Here is a 22,394-nt window from a genome sequence, read left to right as displayed (position 1 = left end):
ATGCGTTCAGTTCGATTGAACGTATGTGACATTCGGCCATTAAGAGGGTTGTGGATAACCACATTGCTTATCCACAGAGGCGCCAAGGAGCCGTGAACTCGCTCGACCAGCCGCAATCATGACCTCCATGAGACGAGGATCGTGGGGCGACGACGGCGCGGCAGGACTCCACCACCTGAGCGTCAACGGGATCGTCCGAACCGCAACACTCCTCGAGCAGGGCGTCACGCGCGGGGCCATCTCAGGGCGATGTCGCCGCGGAGGACCCTGGCAGCGCGTGCTGCCCGGTGTCGTAGCACTCCAGAGCGGTTCCCTGAGCACCCTCCAACGCAACACCGCAGCGCTGCTGTACGGCGGCGATGGCGCCGTGCTCTCCGGCCACGCGGCACTCGGGGCCCACGGATACGACCAGTCCGCGAGCAAAGGCGACGTCCTGCTGCTCATTCCGTCGACGAAGCACCGGCGCGACTTCTCGTTCGTCACGGTCGAACGGACGTGGCGAATGCCTGACCATCTCACTCGAGGCACCCTGCGCATCGCTCCGATCGCCCGCAGCCTGCTCGACGCGGCACGACGCACATCGCTGCCCGACGCCTGCCGGGCGCTGCTCACCGGCGCAGTACAGCGCGGGGACGTTGACGTCGACCAACTCGCCGAAGAACTCGACAATGGAAGCTGCCGTGGCAGCGCACTGCCCCGGCGAGTTGTCCGCGAACTGTCCGACGATGCTCATTCGGTCGCGGAGATCGCTGCGCAGCAGCTCTACGCGACGACCACGCTGCCACTGATGGTGCACAACAAGGACATCATCGGCGCCGACGGCACCTGGCTCGCACGCCCCGACGGGTGGATCGACGACCTCGCCGTCGCTTGGGAAATCGACTCTCTCAAACACCATTTCAGCGCGCAGGCACACGAGGCGACGATGCTCCGGCGCGCCCGGATGCAGCGGCACGGGATCATCGTCGTGACGCACCTACCGAAGCAGATCCAACGCGATCCGAGCACCGTCATCGCGGATCTCGTGATCGCGTGTGAGCAGGCGTCGGCCCGTGAACGGCCGAATGTCACATACGTTCAATCGACGTGAACGTATGTGACATTCGGCCAACAGCAGGGAAAGCGATCAGAACGGCAGCAAGTGGTGCTTGCGCGGGTTCTTGAACACCGTCTTGTCGCGGAGCAGGGTGAGTGCCTTGCGGATCTCGAGGCGGGTGGTCGACGGCTCGATGACGGCGTCGATGTAGCCGCGCTCGGCCGCGATGTACGGCGTCGCGACATGCTCGTTGTAGAAGTTGATGAGCTGCGCGCGGACGGCGGGGGCGTTGTCGCCGGCGGCCTCGATCTGCTTGCGGCCGATGAGGTTGACCGCGCCCTCGGCACCCATGACCGCGATGCGGGCGGTAGGCCAGGCCAGGTTGACGTCGGCGCCGAGCTGCTTGGAGCCCATCACCGCGTAAGCGCCGCCGTACGCCTTACGAACCACGACAGTAACCTTCGGGACGGTCGCCTCGACGTACGCGAACAGGAAGCGACCGCCACGCTTGATGACGCCGACCTTCTCCTGCTCCACACCGACCAGGAAGCCCGGAGTGTCGACGACGAACACCAGCGGAATGTCGTACGCGTTGCAGACCCGCACGAAGTGCGCGCCCTTGTCCGACGCCGCGGCGTCGAGCGCACCAGACAGCTGCATCGGCTGGTTCGCGACGACGCCGACCGGGCGGCCGTCGACTCGTGCGAAGCCGGTGATGAGGTTCTGCGCAGACTGGCTGCGGACCTCGAGGAACTCGCCGTCGTCGAAGATCTTGATGAGGATGTCGTGCATGTCGTAGCCGGCGTTGTCGGCGTCGGGCATGAACGCGTCGAGCGACAGATCGTCCTCGGTGATCTCCGGCTCGAGGCCCGGGTTGATGATCGGAGGCTTCTCGGTGCAGCTCGACGGCATGTAGCTCAGGTACTCGCGCGCGTACTCGAACGCGGCCTTCTCGTCGGCCGCGACGTGATGGATGTTGCCGTACTCGGCCTGGTGGCGGGCGCCACCCAGCTCGTCGAGGCTGACGTCCTCGCCGGTGACCGACTTGATGACGTCCGGACCGGTGACGAACATGTACGACTCTTCGGTCGCGATCACGATGTCGGTGTTGATCGGTGCGTACACCGCACCGCCGGCGCACTTGCCGAGGATGATCGAGATCTGCGGGCACATGCCCGACAGCGGCTCCTGGCGACGACCCATCTCGGCATACCACGCGAGCGACGTCACCGCGTCCTGGATGCGCGCGCCCGCGGATTCGTTGATGCCGACGACAGGGCAGCCGATCTTGATGGCGAAGTCGTTGACGGCGGCGACCTTGCGGCCGAAGATCTCGCCTGCGGCACCGCCGAAGACGGTCTGGTCGTGCGCGAACACCGCGACCGGACGCCCGTCGACCAGGCCGTGGCCGGTGACGACACCGTCGCCGTACGGGTTGGACGCGTCACCGGGCTGGCGGGCCAGCTGGCCCATCTCGACGAACGTGCCCGGGTCGAGGAGCATGTCGATGCGCTCGCGCGGCGTCGGCAGGCCCTTGTCCTTGCGCTTCTGGATCGCTTTGGGGTTACCCGGGGCCTTCGACAGCTCGAGCTTTTCGTGCAGTTCCGCAAGTTTTTCTGCGGTGGTGGTGCTCACTCAGTTGCTCCGCTTCTCGATCTCGGCCAGCTTGTTCGACAGGTCCGCGCCGACCTTGGAGATGTAGGGCTCGTCGACGATCTGGATGTGGTCGCCACCGATGTAGACGACCTCCAGGTTCTCCGCCACCTCGCCCCAGCCGCCGTCGGGCTGACGCGTCCCGAACGACGGCTCGAGGTTGATCGCGTCGTCGTGGTACTTGTCCGCCATGTACAGCACGACGTCGCCGTCGTACTGCTGCGGGTCCGCCGTCTGGATGGCCCGGTTGTCGAGCCACGACGTGCGCTGGTGTTCGATGATGCCGCCGGGGATCTTGGCGCCGCTCAGCTTCAGCAGATCCATGAGGATCCCGATCTGCTCCTCGTCGCTGCCGGCCTCCGCGAGGCGATCGAACGGCAGCGGCGCGTCGACGCCGTACGTCTTCTTCGCGAACGCCGCGTAGCGCTGCCAGCGGGCCCGGATCTCGTCGGGGGTGTCCTCGACCTTCTCGCCGGCCATGACGGTGTCGATCAGTCCGACGATCCGGACGTCGGCACCCTGCTCGCGCAGCTGACGGGCGACCGCGTAGGCGAGCACGCCACCGAGCGACCAGCCTGCCAACACGTACGGGCCGTCACCCTGGATCTCGCGCAGCAGCGGCACGTAGGCCGCGGCGCGCTCGTCGATCGGGCCCTCGACCCGCTCCAGGCCGAACATCGGGGTGTCCGCGGGCAGACGCTTGAGCAGCGGCTCGTACGCCACCGTCGAACCACCCGCCGGATGGAACACGAACACCGGCACCGCATCCGAACCCTCGGCGCGGGGACGCAACGTGCGCACCAGACCGTCGATCTTCAGACCGTCCTCGAGATGCTGACGCACCGTCTCGGCCAACTGCTCGATGGTCTCGGCGTCGAGGACGTCGTCGACGGTGATCTCGCCACCGGACCGCTCGGTCAGACGGGCCGCCAACTTCTCGGCAGACTCGTCGTCCAGGATCGGCAACGTCGCGAAGATGCTCTTCGCCGACTTGCCCGTCACCACCGCCCACGACGCGAACGTCAGACGCTCGGCCGCATCACGCGGCGGCACATCGACATCGCCGGACTCGGCCGGAGCATCCTCGACCTCGGCAGCATCCGGAAGCTCCGGGACCGCCGCCGAAACGGTCTCCCCGGCCTCCTTCTCCGCCTGCTGCTGCGCGGCCAGGGCCGCGACCTCCTCGCGGTTCTCGACCGCGTAGTGCAGGTACTTCGCGACGTCCTGCATGCTCGCGTCCTTCACGGCCGCCAGCTGCAACTGCGGAATGTCGAACTCGTACTCGACCCGGTTCTTGATCCGCACCGCCATCAGCGAGTCCAGACCCAGCTCCACCAACGGAATCTCCCCCGGCAGATCCTCCGGCGCGTAACCCATCGACTCCGCGACGATGATCGTCAACCGATCCTCGAGGGACTGCGAGCTGCTCGGATCCCACCGGTCACCGAACGTCTCGACAACCTCGTCCTGCACCTGGTCCGACACGGTGGTCGGGGCGGCGACGGCAGCGAGGGCGGGCTCCGGCAGTGCCTCGCCCGAAGACACGACGGCGTCGTAGACCAGCGCGAACGCGTTGCCGGCCTTGCCATGCACCTGCACCGACGCACCACCGAGGTGCGGCACCAGCGTCGTGGTGAGGGTTCCGGTCGACGGCACCTCACCGTGCGCGACGGCGCCGGTGAGCGCGACGTCGGCGAACAGCTGCGACGCGGCGGCGGTGACCAGGGCGTTCAGGTCCGAGACCGCGGACGCCTGCACCTCCCACGCGTGCCGGCCGTCGGGCAGCGCGACATGCGCGCCGGGGACCCGGGTGTTGCCGGCCGACGACACCCGCGCGTCGATCCAGTGCCGCTTGCGCAGGAACGCGGTGCGCGGCAGGTCGGCGTAGTCGCCGGCGGGCAGCAGCGACGGCAGATCCACCGCATGCCCGTGGACGTACAGCTGCGCGAGGGCGGTCAGCACGCCGAGCGGCTCGTCCTCCTTGCGCTTGAGCGTCTGGATCAGCTGCGTGTCGGCGACACCGGCAGCCCACGCGGTGGCCGCGACGGACATCAGCGTCACCGGGTTGGGCGCGAGCTCGACGAACGTGGTGTGTCCGGCGTCGACCGCGGCCTTGACGGCGTTGGTGAAGTACACGCTGTGCCGCAGACCCTTGGTCCAGTACTCCACCGGATGGATCGGGGCGTGCCCGGCCGGGTAGAAGGTGTCCTGGTCGACCGACGAGTACTGGCCGACCTTCAGCGTGTGCGGCTCGATACCGGCCAACTCGGCCGCGAGCTCACCGAGCAGCGGATCGACCTGCGACGTGTGGCTGGCGCCCTTGGTCTTGAGGACCCGGGCCATCTTCTCCTCGGCCTCGGCGCGCGCGACGATCGCGTTCACCTCGGGCTCGGGGCCACCGATCACGGTGTGGGTCGGCGCCGCGTACACGCACACCTCGAGATGCGGGAAGTCCGGCAGGACCTTCTCGATCTCGTCGGCCGTGTACTCGACCAGCGCCATCAGGCGGATGTCGTCGCCCTCGAGCAGCCCCTCGGCCTCGCCCATCAGGCGCGAACGCGAGCAGATCACGCGGACGGCGTCCTCGAGCGACAGGCCGCCCGAGACGAACGCGGCGGCGGCCTCGCCCATCGAGTGGCCGACGAGTGCGGCCGGGTCGGCGCCGTGGTGGCGCAGCGTCTGCGCCAGACCCACCTGGATCGCGAAGATGCCGACCTGCGACGTCTCGACGTCGTAGTCGACCGAGTCGTCGAGGAACTTCTCCTTCATGGAGTAGCCGGCCTCGTCCTCGATCAGCGCGTCCACCTCGTCGATCGCGGCCGCGAAGACCGCGTTCTCGAGGTACAGCTGCTTGGCCATCTTGCGGTGCTGCGAGCCGAAGCCCGAGAACACCCAGACCGGGCCCTTCGACGCGGGTGCGTCGGCGGACAGCACACCCGGCGCGGGCTTGCCGGCGGCGACGGCGCGCAGGCCGGTGACGGCCTCGGCGCGGGTCTTGGCGATGACGACGGCACGGGAGCGGCCGTGGCTGCGCTTGGCGAGGGTGCGCGCGACGTCGGCGAGCGGCGTGCGGCTGCCCTCCTCCGTCTCGAGCCAGTTGGCGAGGTCCTCCGCGGCGCGGCGACGGCGGGACGGCAGGGACGCCGACACCGCGAGCACGACCGCCGTCTCGGTGGCATCCGACAGGCCCACCGACTCGGCGGCCTCCGCGAGCATCCGCTCGGCCTCGGCCTCGATGGTGGTGTTCTCGTGGTCGAGGTCGACGGGAGCCGCATCGGCGTCGGCGACCGCGGCGGGACCGGTGTACTCGCGGACCACGACGTGCGCGTTGGTGCCACCGAAACCGAAACCGGACACGCCCGCGACGGCCTTGCCGGTGTACCGCGGCCACGCGGTGGCCTCCGGAATCACCTGCAGGTGCGCCTTGTCGAACTGGATGTACGGGTTGGGGCCCGCGTAGTTGAGCGACGCCGGGATGACGTCCTCACGCATCGCGAGCACAACCTTGATCAGGCCCGCGGCGCCCGCGGCGGCCTCGAGGTGACCGAAGTTGGTCTTGGCCGAGCCGAGCAGCGCCGGCTTGTCGTCGTCGCGCCCCCGCCCGACGACGCGGCCCAGGGCATCCGCCTCGATCGGGTCGCCGAGGATGGTGCCGGTGCCGTGCGCCTCGATGTAGTCGACGCCGGTCGGGGCGATCCCCGCATCGTGGTACGCGTGTCGCAGGCAGTCGGCCTGCGCGTCCGGGTTGGGCGCCAGCAGGCCGTTGGAGCGGCCGTCCTGGTTGACGGCGGTGCCCGCGATGACCGCGAGGATCGAATCGCCGTCACGCTCGGCGTCCTCGAGACGCTTGAGCACGACGACGCCGCCACCCTCAGCGCGGACGATGCCGTTCGCGTCCGACGAGAACGCCTTGATCTTGCCGTCCGCGGTGAGGATGCCGCCCTCGTCGAAGCCGAGGGTCGCGGGCGGCGCGAGCAGCATGTTGACGCCACCGGCCAGCGCGATCTCCGACTCACCGGAACGCAGGCTGCGCACCGCCTGATGGACGGCGACCAGCGACGACGAGCACGCGGTGTCGAGCGCCACCGACGGGCCACGGAAGTCGTAGAAGTACGAGACACGGTTCGCGACGATCGCGGTGGACGTGCCGGTGAGCGCATACGGGTGCGCCGACACCGGATCGCTCACCGCGAGCAACTGGTAGTCGTTGGCCGACGAGCCGAGGAACACACCGACCTCGCGGCCCTTGAGCGCGCTCGCCGGAATGTGCGCGTGCTCGAGCGCCTCCCACGTCAGCTCCAGCGCGAGGCGCTGCTGCGGGTCGACGTTCTGGACCTCGAGCGGCGACATCGCGAAGAACTCCGCGTCGAAGCCCTGCACGTCGTCGAGATAGCCGCCCTTGGTGGCGGCCTTCTCCACGGCCGCCGCCACGTACGGATCGGCCATGAACTCGGCCCAGCGGCCCTCCGGCAGATCGGTGACCGCGTCGCGGCCCTCGATCAGCAGCTTCCACATCTCCTGCGGGGTGTGCCCGGCGCCCGGGAACCGCGTCGCCAAACCGACGATCGCGATGTCGTGGGACTGCCCGGCCGGGAAGCCACCGCGATAGTACGAGGCGTCCTCGGCCTCCGCGGGCAGCTCCGGCTCGCCCTCGATGATGCGGGTGGCCAACGAGGCGATGGTCGGATGCTGGTAGACGATCGTCGCGGAGAGCGTGACGCCCACCAGATCCTCGATCTCGCCCGACAGCGCGACCGCGTCGCGGGAGGAGAGCCCGAACTCCTCCAGCGGTCGATCGTCGGATATCGAAGCGACCGGTTGCCCGGTGGCCTCCGCGATCCACTTACGCAGCCATTCGCGCAGCTGCGCGACCGTCATCTCGTGTTCAGCCATCAAATCACCAAGCTACCCATCAGGAAAGGACTAGTCGGAAACGCTATCGGGGAAAGCGGTCTGGGCGTGACCGCCACGCAGCGTTCCCTCGATGTAGCTCGCCTTGCAGGCCCGGCGCGCCAGCTTGCCGCTGGACGTACGCGGAATCGAACCGGCCGGCACCAGCAGCACGTCACGCGCGGTGACGCCGTGACGCGACGAAATGGCGGCACGGACCGCGTCGGCGACGGGCTGCGGATCGGCCTTGCCGGCACCCGGCGCCCGTTCCGCGACGATGACCAGCTGCTCGGACGCGTCGTCCTGGTCGAACTCCAGACCCGAGTGGGAGTTCTCGAACACGACCGCCGGAAGCTGGTTGGCCGGCACGGCGAACGCGGCGACGAAGCCGGGGCGCAGAGCGGCGCTGGCCTCCTGCGCCGAGTACTCGAGGTCCTGCGGGTAGTGGTTGCGACCGTCGACGATCACCAGGTCCTTGACGCGACCGGTGATGTACAGCTCGCCGTCGACGAAGACGCCGTAGTCGCCGGTGCGCAGCCAGTTGGCGTCGTCGGGCGCGCCCGCAGCGTGCGTGTTCTCCGGCAACCGCTCGAGCAGCTTGTTGTGGAAGGTCTCGGCAGTCTCCTGCTCACGACCCCAGTAGCCCTGGCCGATGTTGTCGCCGTGCAGCCAGATCTCGCCGACGTAGCCGTCGGGGCGCTCGGACGCGGTGTCGGGATCGACGATCGTGGCCCACTGGCTGCGCGAGATGGCACCGCACGCCACCTGCGCGACAGCGCCCGGAGCGTCCTGGTCGACCTGGACCATGCGGCCGTTGTTGAGCGCGTCGCGGTCGACGTACATGACCTTGGCCTCGTCCGACGGATGCGTCGTGGACACGAACAGCGTGGCCTCCGCCATGCCGTACGACGGCTTGATCGCCGTCTTGGGCAGGCCGTACGGCGCGAACGCCTCGTTGAACTTGCGCATCGACGACACCGTGACCGGCTCGCTGCCGTTGATCAGGCCGATGACGTTGCTCAGGTCGAGGTGCTCGCCGTCCTTCGGCAGACCGCGCACCGCGGCGTGCTCGAACGCGAAGTTCGGCGCGGCCGCGTACGTGCCGGCACCGTCGGCGATCGCCGCGAGTTCCTTGATCCAGCGGTACGGACGCGCCACGAACGCGCGGGGGCTCATGATCGTGATGTACTGCCCGCCCAGCGCAGGCAGGATCACGGTCAGCAGACCCATGTCGTGGTAGAGCGGCAGCCACGTGACGCCACGCGAGTGCTCACTGAGCCCGAGGGAGTCGACCATCTGCAGCACGTTGGTGGCGACACCACGGTGCGTGATCTCGACGCCCGCGGGGGTGCGGGTGGAGCCGGACGTGTACTGCAGGTACGCGATGTCGTCGAGACCGACGTCCGGGCGGACCCACGTGTCGCCGACGCTGTCCGGGATCGCGTCGACGGCGATGATCCGGGGGCGCTTCGCGGCGGGCAGCGCGCGGAAGAACTGGCGCACACCTGCAGCGGACGACGTCGCGGTGAGGATCGCGGCCGGCTCGCAGTCGCCGAGGACCGCGTGCAGTCGGTCGGTGTGGCCGGGCTCGTCCGGGTCGAACAGCGGGACCGCGATACGGCCGGCATGGATCGCCGCGAAGAACGAGATGACGTAGTCGAGGCCCTGCGGAGCGAGGATCGCGACGCGGTCACCGAATTCGGTGACCTGCTGCAATCGCGCCGCCACAGCGCGTAGACGCAGACCGAACTGACCCCACGTCAGCTCGTGGGCCTCACCGTCACGCTCACGCGAGTAGTCGACGTACCGGTACACCAGTTCGCCCGCATTGTTGCGCGTGTGCTCGTCGACATAGTCGATCAGCGTGTGACCCGGCGTGAGCCGGATGTGGCCCTGTTCGTCGAGGTAGTCGTCGAACATTGCGTTCATTCCTTCTCCTGTCGAAGCGATCACACAACCATCAACCGACATGATTGCGCCCCAGACTTCCTTCGCCGCGCGGATTCAATTGCTTCTCACTGCTTGGTCGGTGCCGGCCTGCTACTTGTCGCCGCTCGTGGCTACCCTGTTCAGTGGTAGTCACTCGCAACTTTCGGGACGTAGACGACATGCCTACGAGTCACTCCATCGACTCGAAACCAGCAACATGTTACAGATGTGCATCGATCTATTCGCCTCGGAGCAATGGGATCACCGGCGCGAAAGCTTCCATCTGAGTCGGGAACACACCCACATATGACATCGACGTCTTCTCGCGTACGTTACGGATCTGATCCGCGATCTCGTCGTACGACCCGATCGCCAGGTACGGCGAGTTCAGGATCTCCTCGACCGACAATTTGACGTCTACCTCGATGTTCGGGGGGAATCCCTGATCGAGGGCGGCCAGTGCCATCTCCGCCGCCTGCTCACGGTCATCCGTGATGAGGATCATCGTGATGGTCCAGTTCAGCTCGATGTCGTCGAAGCGATCACCCGCGGCGTCCCGGATCCGCTCGACGCGGGCGATGGTGTTCTCCATCGTGATGCCCGACAGCAGCAGCCGGCCCTCCGCATTGGTCGGGGTGGCCACGGAGATGATGTCGGCGTACTTGGCCGCCAGCGCCAGCATCTTCGGTCCACCGCCACCGACCGCGATCGGCGGGCGCGGGCCCTGTCGCGGGCGCGGGCTGCCCTTGAGACCACTGATCCGGTAGTGCTCGCCCTCGAAGTTGCACTCCTGGCCACGCAGCAGCGTGTCCAGAATCTGCAGGGACTCTTCGAGTTTCGCAATTCGGACACCGGGGCGTTCGTACTCGATGCCGCCCTTGTCGAACTCTTCCTTCATCCACCCGGCACCGATGCCGAGCTCGAGGCGACCACCCGACAGGACGTCAATGGTGGCCGCGTCCTTCGCGAGGACCGCGGGATGACGGAAGCCGTTGGCGAGGACAGCCGTGCCCAGCCGGATCTTGTCCGTGGCGATCGAGAGCGCGCCGAGCGCGGCGATCGGTCCGACCTGGTTGCCCAGATGGTCCGGGATCATGAAGCTGTCGTAGCCCAGTTCCTCGGCCTTCTGCGCCAGCTTGACGAATCGACGGGCACCGCCTTCCTCGGCGTTCCCCTCGCCACCGGCCGCGAACCGGAACTTACGCGGCACTCGGATACCCGAGTCGTCGGTGGAACTCATCAAAGCCTTCTTCCTCACTTCACGCACGCGAGCATGGTTGGGCCCGTCGGGCACCAACCCATCAGCATAGGGACCCACCCCTACGACCCGTGATCGGGCCGCGAGCACGGACACTACCGCGCAACTGACCGCCAGGTAGCCACTTCCGCCGACTCGGTGCGACTCGGTGCGCCCGGGCGCGAACCGCTACTCGTGCGCAGGCGTCGGAGCCGCTTCGATCTTCTCGGTCGCCCAGTTCGTGATCCACTGCGTCGCGGTGGTCCCGTTTCCGTCGACGACGAACGAGTTGTACAGCGCGTGAACAGGATTGTTGTAGTACTCGCCGAGACGCGACGCACTGCTGAGCCAGTTTCCGACCTTGAGCGCTTCGGCAGGGGCATCGCAGATTCCGTCGCTGGGCGCGCAGATCTGCAACGCCCGGTCCGAGAGCGCGCCGAACCCGCCGGGCCGCGGGCCGGTCATCGTGATGCCGGGAAGTTTGAGCCCGGAGAGCGCCAGTTCGGCGCCGACACCGGCGACCGGCGGCCCGACGGTGGGTGCCGCCGCCGGATCCCGCCGGCCGTCCGCGATGAGGCCGACGCCCAGCACCAGGTCCGCGGGCACCGGCCCGTCGCCGGCCCCGATCCGCGCCGCGACGTCGCCCGCGATGACCGCGCCCTGCGAGAAGCCCGCCAGCACGTACGTCGTGAGCGGGCATTCGGCGTACCGGCGCTCCATGACGTCGATGGTGGCCTCGGTACCTGCGGCCCGGGAATTGTTGTACGACTCCTGACCATCCGGCGGGAGCGCGATCGGATTGGAGAACTGCGCGACGTACGGGACGGTGTACACGTCGGCACGCTGCGGAGAGAAGCTCTCCCGCAGCGGCCGGGTGACGTTGAGCATGAGCGACGCGGGATTCGCGGTCGGGTTGTGCGGGTCGTCGCCGACACTCGACTCCCACGTACCCGGAACCGAGATCACCTGGACATCCGGGCAGTCGGCCGGTTGCGCGCTGGGCGGCGTCGGCCCCGGAGGCGTCGGCGGTACCGGCGAGGGCACGCGCCCCGCCAGCAGATACCAGATCGCCAACAGCACGAGGACCAGCACGAGGAGTGCCGCCACGATGGCGACGATCCCGAACCGCCTACGTCCCCGATTCTTCCCCGACTTACGCGTCCCGCGTCCGCTCACAGTCATCGATTGCTACTTGCTGCAGTACTCGGCCTGCGCGACACGGATGTAGACCTGGGCGTTCTTCCCGGCCTGCTCCGGTGTCAGCTCCTGACCGGCCGCGCTCGCCTCACTGCCGACGGCGGCGGTGACGAACGTGGCGATCTCCGCGTCCGAGCTGCCCTGCTCGCCGGCAGCACAGATGTAGTCGGCCGTCGAGACCGCGATGAGGCCGTCGGAGGCGGGCGTGATGCCCTCCTTCTTCAGCCCGTTGAGGAAGGCCTCTCCGCGCGGGGAGATCGGCACCTCGGTCGGGCCGGGGAAGCCGCTCGGCACTGCCTGCGGCTCCTCGACCGGCTGGGTGGCACCGCCGCCCGATCCCTGGGCGGGAGTCTGCTCCGGAGCCACCGGGGCCGCCGACGCGCCGCCACCGGAGGGCGCCTTGGACGTGGTGGACGCCGCCGTGGTGGTGGTGGTGGGGCTGCCCGTCGCCGTCGTGTCGTCGTCGCCACAGGCGACCAGCAGGCTGCCGGCAGCGAGCGTCATAGCGCCGACGGCCACAGTGCGGGCCAGCGCGGAACGAGTGCGTAAGAAGTGCATATCAGTCCTTGCGTTGACTTGGGTCGTATCGGTGTACGTACCGGTACAGACTCTTGAAACAGGCTACAGATGCGGCACGGGCGGTGACCGGATCGTCTGATCCGGTCACCGCCCGCACGTGGTCAGCTACAGGTCAGCGGATCGCTGCCTTGCCGTCCTTGATGGTGATGACACCATGCTGGAAGTTCTGCTCGACACCACCCGGGATGTCTCGCTGGTCACCGATCGGGAAGCCGAGACGGCCGTTCTCGTAGTTCTCGTCCTTCCAGGCGTCGAAGATCGGGCCGTTCTTGACCGACCATGCGCCGCTGGCGGGGCTCCAGTAGATGTTGCCGTTCTGGAACCGGTTGAAGCGACCGCCGTCCTTCACGGGAACCTCGTTGGTCAGCGGCAGGCCGAGCCAGCCGTTCTCCCAGTTCAGTTCGCCGTACTTCTTCATGATCAGGCCCTGAACCGCATTCGCTCCGGTCTGCGGCGTCCAGTAGACGGCACCGCCCTCGAAGCTCTGGATCAGGCCTTCCTTGCCCGGGATCTTGACCGCGTCGTCAGTCGGGTAGCCCAGTCCACCGGTCTCCCAGCCCAGCTTGGACCAGGTGTCCCGGATCGGACCGCTCACCGCGTGCGCGCCGGTCTGCGGCGTCCAGTAGACCGAACCGTTCTGGAAATGGTTCAGACGCCCGCGGCCGTCGGCCAGCACGATCTCGGGGGTCGTCGGCATTCCGAGGTCACCGGCCGGTCCGCCGGCACCCTGGTACGCACCACCGATGCGTCCCGCGACCGGGTACGTACCGCTACCCGAGTGGAAGATCCGACCGAAGCGGTAGTCCTGCGCCACACCGCCGGGCACGGAGTACTCACCGGTGAGGCAGTCGCCGATCCACTTGTTGCCGTTCGCGACCGGCGCGATGGCACCGCTCGGACCGCAGGCCGGCTTGTCGACCTCGACGCCGAGCGAGTTGGCGAGCTGCGGCCACAGCTGGTGCAGCTCGAACTCCCAGTACGGCCACGAATGCGTGCCCGACGGACGGTAGTTCACGGTTGCGGGGATGTTCAGCTTGCGCAGCTTGGTCGTGAACGTCTGCGACGTGAGGCGCGACAGGATCTCGAGACCCATGCCCGCGTAGTTGGTGCTGATGCCCGGGATGCCGGACGGCTGGTCGTAGGGACCCGTCGTTCCGCTGCCGCTGGAGATGTAGAGGCTGACGCCCTTGAGCTTGTCGGCCAGCAGGTACGGATCGTGCGCGGCCCACGCGTCGTTGGTGGGGTTGCCCCACATCGCGTCGGCGTCGAATCCGCCGGCGTCGTTGATCGCGTACGAGATGGCCTGCGGCATACCGAGCGTCGTGGTCGTCAGGATGCCCGACAGCGAACCGGCGAACTTGAAGAAGCCCTGGTTGCGCGCCGAGAGCATCATCGCGGACGTGCCGCCCATCGACAGGCCGACGACACCACGCGTCTGCGTGGTCCGCCACTGGCCCTCGAGGATCGGCGGGAGTTCCTTGGTGAGGAACGTCTCCCACTGGTAGTTGTGACCGTTGTTCTGGTCGAGCCAGTCGGCGTAGAAGCTGGAGTTGCCGCCGATCGGCAGCACCACGTTGACGTTCTTGTCGGCGAAGAACGCCTCGGCGTCGGTGTCGAGCGTCCAGCCGTTCTCGTCGTCGCGCGCACGCATGCCGTCGAGCATGAAGACGGCGGGGAACTTGGCGTCCGGCTTGGCATTCCAGTCCCGTGCGAGCAGCAGCTGCACCTGGATCGGGACGCCCATCGACGGCGAATTGACCCACACCGCGACCCGACGATCCGTGAGCCAGTCGACGCGCTGGACGGTGCCCGGCACCCCGGACTGCATGGTCGAGGGCGCCTCGGGGGAGCCGATCGACTGGGCGACAGCGGTGCCACCCGACGTCAGGCCCGCCGCGATCGGCAGCACGAGCGCGGCCGCGGCGAAGCCGAGCGCCCGCTTGCGCCAACCTCCCCCGGCTCCTTCGCGGCGCTGTGGCCGCTCGAGACCTAATCGCATCGGGACAACTCTCCTTCGTCGTGGCGGACGCCCCCAACTGGGCCAGAACATCGCTTCCTTACTACACGGAAGGACCTTCGAAGTGGGGTTGCCGCGCTGGTGGGATAGTGAATTTGTCGTTACAGAATGCGACATGCCATCCCCCGCGCCCGAGGGCGTGGAGGATGGCATATCGGTTCAGGTCATGGTTGCGGTCACCGAGCGCCGAGCGCGTCGAGGATCTGACCACGGGCCTTCCACAGTTCGTCCGACCAGTAGCCCCATGCATGGGTGCCGTTCGCCGGGAAGCTGTAGGTGGCCGGGATCTTCAGCGTGGCCAGGCGCAGCTGGAACGCGCGGGTGTTCGCCAGCGACAGCGCCTCGAGGCCCATCGCATTCGCCGCGTTGTAGTAGTCGATGGCCTTGCGCGGGTTGTCATACTTGCCGGGCAGACCGCTCGCCGCCGAGATGTACATCGACAGGCCCTCGAGCTTCGGCGCGAACACGAACGGGTCGTTGCGCAGCCAGTTGGGGCTCCACGGCGGGCCCCACATCGAGTCGACGTTGAAGCGGCCGGCGTCGAGCATTGCGACGCGGATCGCCTCACGCATGCCAGGCGCCGAGATGTGCAGGTACCCGGAGAGCGACCCGGCGAACTTGAACTGGTCCCGGTGGTAGGCGGCCAGCGTCAGTGCGGCCGAGCCACCCATCGACAGTCCGAGGACGGCGTTGTTGCTGCGCGAGACACCGCGGGTCGCGAGGTAGGCCGGAAGTTCCTTGGTCAGGAACGTCTCCCACTTGTAGGTGATCTGCTGCCCGTTGAAGTTGCTGGGCGCGTACCAGTCCGTGTAGAAGCTGGACTGGCCGCCGACCGGCATCACCAGGGTGACGTCGTCGAGGCGGAACTGGTCGAGTGCGTTGGTCTCGAAGGTCCACGCGTTGGCGTCATCACGAGCACGAAGACCGTCGAGCAGGTAGAGAGCGGCGTCGCCACCACGGGCGGCCCACTGGACCTGCACCTTGACCGGCCCCATCGACGAAGGCACCGAGAGCTCTTCGTATCCGCCCGCGGGAGCAACGGCGCGCGCCGGAGCGGCAGTTGCGACTGCACCGCCCGCGATTCCGGCGGCGAGAGGCAGCACCAGGGCGGCAGCACCGAGCGCCATCACCCGCTGCTTGAAGCGCCGGGTCAACCTTTGTCGATCAAAACGCATGGATACTGCTCTCTCTTCGTCTTCGTCTGCGGCGCCCCGCTCAGGAGAGTGGGCACCGTCGGATTCCGTCGGGAAACAAGGCATTTACCGGCCCGCTTTCGACAAGGCCGGTAGCGGACCTCATCCAAGTCACACTGCGCTCGGTGGACTTTATGTCACGGTTTGCGTTGACACAAATGGCACTCAATGCAACGGCGAGGGATCTCCTCGTGTGCCGCTCGTCACGTGATTGGATCGATTCGTCGCAGCGTAGCGTTACGCAAACGAGACACTTCGACCCGGGTGAACCCTCACGACGTCGGAGTTCCGAGCCCACACCTCTGGATCTCGTACGCCGGGATGCGGTCGATCCGATAGTCGGCGAACTCGAAGGACCGTCGGAAGTTCTGTTTGAACCGGGCCCACGTGAGATCCGAGCGATAGGACGTGAGCAGATCCTGGGTCTGCGGGCAGGTCAGCGCCGTTCGAGCATCCGCCACCCAGCGCTCATCGATGAACGGCGGCAACCACGGATGCACTGGCACCATCCCCGTGTCGGCGACGAGCCAGTCCGGGAGCAGGTCCTTGTCGTGGCCGATGCGTCCGTCGGCAAGTCGATCCGTGTGCGCGGCGATGGGGTTCGCCAGTCCGATGTTGTCGACCACACGAACGTCCAGCGGGACGTTCATCGCCGCCATTCCGAGCATCGGGAAGAACACCGTGTGGCCGGCGCCGCCCGGCGGGATCGGCACCGGAGGCGGAACCACCCACATGAAATCTTGGGCGCCGGAGGACATCAACAAACCACCGTCCGGGGTGTCCGCGATCGTCTCGACGATCGCGCGTACCCGCGGGAAGTCGAGGTAGTCCTCGGCACGGATCGGGTGCTTGTGGCCGGTGTTGAGCGAGTAGAACGCTCGCTCGTCGACGATGCCGCTCCTGCCGACAACGGTGCCGTTCGGCATGCCGACGAGGCTGGCGGCCCATGCGGCCCACCCCACGATGCCGACCCAGACCGCGAGCGATCCGGCACCGAGGATCATCGCCCGCCGGTCCTGCCGGTCCCCTGCCCGCGGCACGCGGATCGGGACGACGGCGACCGGCAGCAGCAGGCAGAAGAGGGCCGGCAGCAGGGTGCGTCCGTGCATGAAGTCGCCGCCGACGCGAATGGCGTACGCCGCCAACAGGGCTCCGCCGACCAGGATGAAGGCCACGACCCCACGGGTGCTGCGCAGCCAACCGCGGAATCGGAGTACCCGCGACGGCGCGGAAACCGCGATCTCAGCGGTGCGGGTGGACCGGGTCAGGCACCAGACGAGCCCGGCACCGACGCCGAGCAGAAGCAGTGGAAGCCACAACAGATACGGCCCGACCAGGTTGCCGAGGTAGGTGAAGCCCTGGCTCCATTCGGAACCGCCGGCTTCCTTCGTCACCGCCGTGTTCGGGTACGGCAGACCGTAGTAGCCCATGCGGAAGATCTGATAGGCCACCGGCACCAGGCCCGCCACGACGACGACCGCGGTCCTCGAGCGCCAGTCCATTCCGGTCGAGAGGAGAACCATGAGGAGGGCGAGGGCGCCGAGGATCGCCATCTCGGGACGCACCAGCGGACTCAGCCCGGCGACGAACGCCAGTGTGAGGACCGAGGCGCGGGACGGGTCGGCGGCCTGCGCCCATCGCACGAGCAGCAGCGCCAGCAGGGCGATCCAGAAGATGACCAGGCAGGTTTCCAGACCGGAGGTCGCGAAATCCCGGGCCGGGGGCAGGGCGATGTAGACGAGGACTCCGGCGGGCAGAAGCACCATCGTGCTGCCCGATGCCGACATGGTCGGCGCGTAGAGACGCCGGGCGGTGAACATTGCCAGCACCATCGCACCGACCGACATGACCAGGGCGATCGTCAACACGACGTACTCGAGCCGGGCCTGCGTGATCCAGCCGAAGGCGTAGACGACGTACGTCCACAGCGTGCTGGTGTTGGCTTCGACGCGCTCCCCCGCGTTGAAGACGGGACCGTTGCCGGCGAGCAGATTCCGGACCGTGCGCAGCACGATCAGCCCGTCGTCGGCGATCCACCGTCGCTGCCACGCACCCCAGGCGAAAAGGAATGCCGTGACGACGACACCACCGACGAACACGGCGCGGCTGATGCGGTTGCCCTGGGGGCTCCGATCAACTACGGGTTCGTCGGTGGTGCGTGTCGGCTCAGATGAGGTAGAGAGCGACACCTACTACTCCGATCCAGGCAATCGCGAGGAACTGGAGCACTCGGTCACCAAGCGCAATCTCTTCGGGCTCGCCCGCCTCGCCACCGTCGACGTCCACTGCGTATCGCAGGATAGCGATCGTGAAGGGCACCATCGAGATCGCGAACAGGTTGGTGTCGTTCGCGCGATCCTGCTCGAAGGCCCACAGCCCGTAGCAGATCACGACAGCCGTCGCCGACAGCGTCCACACGAACCGCAGGTAGGTGCCGGTGTAGTACTCGAGGGACTTGCGGATCTTCGCGCCGGTGCGCTCCGCCAGCTGGAGCTCGGCGTATCGCTTGCCGGCCGCCATGAACAGCGATCCGAACGCCATGATCAGCAGGAACCACTGCGACAGCGGAATCTCGGCGGCCACACCACCGGCGATCGCGCGCAGCAGGAAGCCCGACGAGACGATGCAGATGTCGAGGACGGCCTGGTGTTTGAGGCCGAAGCAGTACGCCAGCTGGATCCCGATGTACACGGCCATGACGACCGCGAGCTGCCAGTTCGCGACGAACGACAGGAGGATCGAACCGGCGAGCAGGACGACGGCCATGCCGTAGGCCATGTTGACCGGCAGCACGCCGGCCGCGATGGGCCGGAACCGCTTGGTGGGGTGTGCCCGATCGGCCTCGACGTCCATCGCGTCGTTGACGAGATAGATGCCCGACGCCGCCATGCAGAACACGACGAACGCGATCGCGACCGGCAGCAGGACGTCGCCCTGTGTGACGGACCCGGCGGCCAGCGGGGCCGCCAGCACGAGCACGTTCTTGACCCATTGGCGCGGACGGACGGCCTTGACGATGCCTCCGGCCAGCGTCTTCGGGGGTCCGGTGACGACCGCCGGCTCCTCGCTCATTTCACTCCAAACTTCTGCTCGGCCCGCAGCACTGCTGCTGCGGACACGGCGCCGAGTGCCGACCCCGCGAGCACGTCGGTCGGGTAGTGCACCCCGAGAACCAGGCGCGAGAGCAGCATCGGCGGGACCAGTACCGCAGGCAAGGGTAGCCCGGTGAGTCGACCGAGCAGCACCGCCGCCGCCGTGGTGGATGTCGCGTGCGAGGACGGGAAGCTCAACTTGCTCGGCGTCGACACGTTGATCTGGACGGACGGGTCGTTCGGCCGGGGACGGCGGACGACTCGCTTGATGACGATCGACGCCGCGTGCGCGCCGACCGCGCCGACCGCGACGCCTGCCCAGCGCCGACGTCGCGGCTTGTCCAGTGCCGCACCGACACCGGCGACGGCCACCCAGCCGAGCGCGTGTTCACCGAAGTGCGACAGCCCGCGCGCCGCGCGGATCACCTGGGGCCTGGACCCGATCGTGGCCTGCACGGTCTGCAGGATCCGGACCTCAGATGCCGAAGACACGTTCCCACCTCTCCTTGCTGGTCAGCTCCGGCGCGGCGGCCTGGTACTCGCGCGCGAGTTCCGGGAACCGCTCGGCGAGCTCGCGCCGCAGACGCAGCGATTCCTTGAGCAGCCGCGCCGCGACCTTGGGGTCGCGCTTGCGGTAGACGACGCCGCGACCGTCGGCGGTGGTGACGGTGACACCGTCCACCTGCGACAGCAGGAACCAGCGAGCGTCGAGCGTCGGCACGTTCAGCTGCGGCTGCTCGAGGTGCTCGGGCTTGGACTTCTTGACGTTGTGCACCAGACCCTTGACCAGGCGGGTGGCGATGGCCACCTTGTTGGTCGGGAGGCTGACGTTGCCCACGTCCTCGCGGGACGGGAGCGGCAGGCTCGTCGAGGACGGCAGCACCACGGCGTCGGGGTATTCCTTGCGCAGCGCGTGGACGGTGCCCAGCGCGGTGGGCAGCAGGTCGGCGACGTGCTCGGGCCCAGCGAGGAAGTCCTGGATCGCGAGGTTCTGGATCGCGACCGTGGAGTACTCGAGGCACAGCAGGTGCTTGGCGGTGGCCTTGACCGTGTGCAGCACCAGCCCGTTGATGCTGTCGGGCATGTGCAGCGCCGCGACGACGAGGCGATTCCTCAGGTGGAAGTACGCCTGCCAGTCGATGGCGTCGTCCTTGTCGCTCCACGCCATGTGCCAGATCGCGATACCGGGCACCGTGGCCGTCGGGTAGCCGGCACGCTGGGCGCGCAGCGCGTACTCCCAGTCGTCCCACTTGATGAACAGCGGCATCGGGAGACCGATCTCCTCGGCGCAGACGCGGGGGATCATGCACATCCACCAGCCGTTGCCGTCGACGTCGATGCGCCGGTGCAGGTTCTTCGAGTTCTCGCGGTCGCTCAGCGGGTACTCGGAGAAATCGTGGTCGTACTCGGCGTTCGGCGCACCCGTCCACATCGTGACGGAGCGGTCGATCACCTCGCCCATCGTGTGCAGGTGGCTTCGTTCCTGCAGGTTGAGCATCTGGCCGCCGACGAGCATGGGGCTCTTGGCGAACCGCGACATCGCGAGCGCGCGCAGGACCGAGTCCGGCTCGATTTCGATGTCGTCGTCCATGAACAGGATGTACGGGCTGTCGGTGTTCTTCAGGGCCTCGTACATGATGCGGCTGTAGCCGCCGGAGCCACCGAGGTTGCCCTGGTCGTGAATCGTGAGCTTGTCGCCGAGGATGGCGGCGGCCTCGGCGAAGCCCGGCTCGTCGCGCACCTTGCGGGTGCCCTGGTCGGGCATGATCACGGCGTCGATCACTTCGAGAACGAGGGGATCGGACGCCAGCGCTGTGAGCGCCTTGACCGCGTCGGTGGGGCGGTTGAAGGTGGGGATTCCCACCGCGACGCGGCCCTCACCCGGGGCGTCGACCGGCGCGTACCAACCGGCGCTGCGCAGTTCCACCTCGGCGTCGGTGGTGATGTCGAACCAGATCCAGCCGCCGTCCTCGAACGGGCCGAGATCGATGTCGAACTCGAGAACTCCTTCGCGGAACTCCTTGCCCTCCACGTGGATTCGAGAACCGTCCGCCTTCGATCGGTAGACGTCGACCCGGCAGTGCCCGAACAGTTCGAGCCGCAGCACGACGGATTCGAGGACGGTCCACCGCCGCCAGTAGCTCGCGGGGAACGCGTTGAAGTAGCTGCAGAACGACACCTCGGACTCGGCACCGATCGAGACCGACGTGCGCGACGTGGCGTGCGCGCGGCGCGCGTTGGTCTCGGATTCCTCGGTGTAGAGGCTGCGGACGTCGAGCGGTTCACCGGCGCGCGGGAGCAGGACCCGCTGCAGCAGCGCGCTCACGCCTGGTCTCCGGCCAGCGGCTCACCGGACTCGAGGTGCGGACGCAGCGTGTTGTCGAACATCGACAGCGCGCTCGCGATCGCCATGTGCATGTCCAGGTACTGGTAGGTACCGAGGCGCCCGCCGAACAGGACCTTCGCGTTGGCCGTCTCGGACTTCGCGCGGTCGCGGTAGGCCTCGAGCTTCGCGCGGTCCTCGGGGGTGTTGATCGGGTAGTACGGCTCGTCGCCGCTCTCCGCGAAGCGCGAGAACTCGCGCATGATGACCGTCTTGTCCTTGGGGTAGTCCCGTTCCGGGTGGAAGTGGCGGAACTCGTGGATACGGGTGAACGGCACGTCGGCGTCGTTGTAGTTCATGACCGGGGTGCCCTGGAAGTCACCGCAGTCGCTCAGCACCTCGGTCTCGAAGTCGAGGGTGCGCCAGCCCAGCTCGCCCTCGGAGTAGTCGAAGTACAGGTCCAGCGGGCCGGTGTACACGACGGGGGCGTCGGGGTTGGCGGCGCGCAGGTCGTCGCGGACGTCGAACCAGTCCGTGTTCAGCCGGACCTCGATCTTGGGGTCCTTCGCCATGTTCTCGAGCCACGCGGTGTAGCCGTCGACCGGCAGACCCTCGTAGGTGTCGTTGAAATAGCGGTTGTCGAACGTGTACCGCACCGGCAGGCGGGTGATGTTGCCGGCTGGGAGGTTCTTCGGGTCGGTCTGCCACTGCTTGGCGGTGTACGCCTTCATGAACGCCTCGTACAGCGGGCGACCGATGAGGCTGATCGCCTTCTCCTCGAAGTTCTTCGCGTCCTTGCTGTCGAACTCGGCGGCCTGCTCGGCGATGAGCGCACGCGCCTCGGCCGGCGAGAAGTAGCGGCCGAAGAACTGCGACACCAGCCCGAGGCCCATCGGGAACTGGTAGGCCTGGCCCTTGTGCATCGCGAAGACGCGGTGCTGGTAGCCGGTGAACTCGGTGAACTGGGTGACGTAGTCCCAGACCCGCTTGTTCGACGTGTGGAACAGGTGCGCGCCGTACTTGTGGATCTCGATCCCGGTTTCGGGATCGGCCTCCGAGTACGCGTTGCCGCCGAGGTGGTGGCGGCGCTCGACGACGAGCACGCGCTTGCCTAGCTGCGTCGCAGCCCTCTCGGCGATCGTCAGACCGAAGAATCCGGATCCGACGACGATCAGGTCGTACTGACCTACGGACGGTGCGGGCGCGTTTTGGGCAGTCACGGAAAACAGGGTAGGCGACTCCGCCGCC

General features: G+C 67.6%; 14 protein-coding genes. 1 reads left to right on the top strand and 13 read right to left on the bottom strand.

The window, feature by feature from the left end; all coding sequences use genetic code 11:
• Positions 1-127 precede the first annotated feature (127 nt).
• Entirely contained in the window at positions 128-1,090 is a 963-nt protein-coding gene (locus HUN07_RS01345) for a hypothetical protein (protein WP_174907491.1), read from the top strand.
• 36 nt (positions 1,091-1,126) lie between these two features.
• Here HUN07_RS01345 and HUN07_RS01340 read toward each other — a convergent pair whose 3' ends face one another.
• From HUN07_RS01340 to glf, 13 genes are all read right to left on the bottom strand, one after another.
• A complete protein-coding gene (locus tag HUN07_RS01340; RefSeq protein WP_174907490.1) occupies positions 1,127-2,671 on the bottom strand; it encodes an acyl-CoA carboxylase subunit beta in 1,545 nt (514 codons plus the stop codon).
• Positions 2,672-7,567: a polyketide synthase Pks13 gene (pks13, locus tag HUN07_RS01335; RefSeq protein ID WP_302675499.1), complete on the bottom strand. Its 4,896-nt coding sequence runs from the start codon at positions 7,565-7,567 to the stop codon at positions 2,672-2,674.
• 45 nt (positions 7,568-7,612) lie between these two features.
• On the bottom strand, positions 7,613-9,508 hold the full coding sequence (gene fadD32 / locus HUN07_RS01330; protein ID WP_174907487.1) for a long-chain-fatty-acid--AMP ligase FadD32: 1,896 nt from the start codon (positions 9,506-9,508) through the stop codon (positions 7,613-7,615).
• Positions 9,509-9,746: 238 nt separating this feature from the next.
• Positions 9,747-10,748 (bottom strand): LLM class F420-dependent oxidoreductase, encoded by a 1,002-nt coding sequence (locus tag HUN07_RS01325; protein WP_114724117.1) that lies wholly within the window; start codon positions 10,746-10,748, stop codon positions 9,747-9,749.
• Positions 10,749-10,934: 186 nt separating this feature from the next.
• Positions 10,935-11,927, bottom strand: a complete 993-nt coding sequence (locus tag HUN07_RS01320; RefSeq protein WP_174907485.1) for a cutinase family protein — start codon at positions 11,925-11,927, stop codon at positions 10,935-10,937.
• Between the two features lie 6 nt (positions 11,928-11,933).
• Positions 11,934-12,500, bottom strand: coding sequence for a DUF732 domain-containing protein (locus HUN07_RS01315; RefSeq protein ID WP_174907483.1), 567 nt, complete (start codon positions 12,498-12,500; stop codon positions 11,934-11,936).
• Positions 12,501-12,633: 133 nt separating this feature from the next.
• Positions 12,634-14,520 (bottom strand): alpha/beta hydrolase-fold protein, encoded by a 1,887-nt coding sequence (locus HUN07_RS01310; protein ID WP_174907481.1) that lies wholly within the window; start codon positions 14,518-14,520, stop codon positions 12,634-12,636.
• 194 nt (positions 14,521-14,714) lie between these two features.
• Entirely contained in the window at positions 14,715-15,713 is a 999-nt protein-coding gene (locus HUN07_RS01305) for an alpha/beta hydrolase (protein ID WP_174907480.1), read from the bottom strand.
• Positions 15,714-16,003: 290 nt separating this feature from the next.
• The gene (gene zomB, locus HUN07_RS01300; RefSeq protein WP_302675470.1) at positions 16,004-17,920 is read right to left on the bottom strand and encodes a flagellar motor control protein ZomB; all 1,917 of its coding nucleotides are present in this window, start codon (positions 17,918-17,920) and stop codon (positions 16,004-16,006) included.
• Complete coding sequence (locus HUN07_RS01295; protein ID WP_114724123.1) at positions 17,898-18,803, bottom strand: decaprenyl-phosphate phosphoribosyltransferase; 906 nt, start codon at positions 18,801-18,803, stop codon at positions 17,898-17,900. The genes zomB and HUN07_RS01295 overlap by 23 nt, the downstream gene beginning before the upstream one ends.
• The gene (locus tag HUN07_RS01290) at positions 18,800-19,315 is read right to left on the bottom strand and encodes a phosphatase PAP2 family protein (protein WP_114724124.1); all 516 of its coding nucleotides are present in this window, start codon (positions 19,313-19,315) and stop codon (positions 18,800-18,802) included. The genes HUN07_RS01295 and HUN07_RS01290 overlap by 4 nt, the downstream gene beginning before the upstream one ends.
• Entirely contained in the window at positions 19,299-21,149 is a 1,851-nt protein-coding gene (locus HUN07_RS01285) for a glycosyltransferase (protein ID WP_174907478.1), read from the bottom strand. The genes HUN07_RS01290 and HUN07_RS01285 overlap by 17 nt, the downstream gene beginning before the upstream one ends.
• The gene (gene glf, locus HUN07_RS01280) at positions 21,146-22,366 is read right to left on the bottom strand and encodes a UDP-galactopyranose mutase (protein WP_114724126.1); all 1,221 of its coding nucleotides are present in this window, start codon (positions 22,364-22,366) and stop codon (positions 21,146-21,148) included. Before glf ends, HUN07_RS01285 begins: the two co-directional genes overlap by 4 nt.
• Positions 22,367-22,394 lie beyond the last annotated feature (28 nt).

This window comes from Rhodococcus sp. W8901 (genome assembly GCF_013348805.1).
Classification (GTDB): Bacteria; Actinomycetota; Actinomycetes; order Mycobacteriales; family Mycobacteriaceae; genus Prescottella.
The sequence above is the reverse complement of the archived record's forward strand: the minus strand, read 5'-3'. Positions and strand labels throughout refer to the sequence as shown.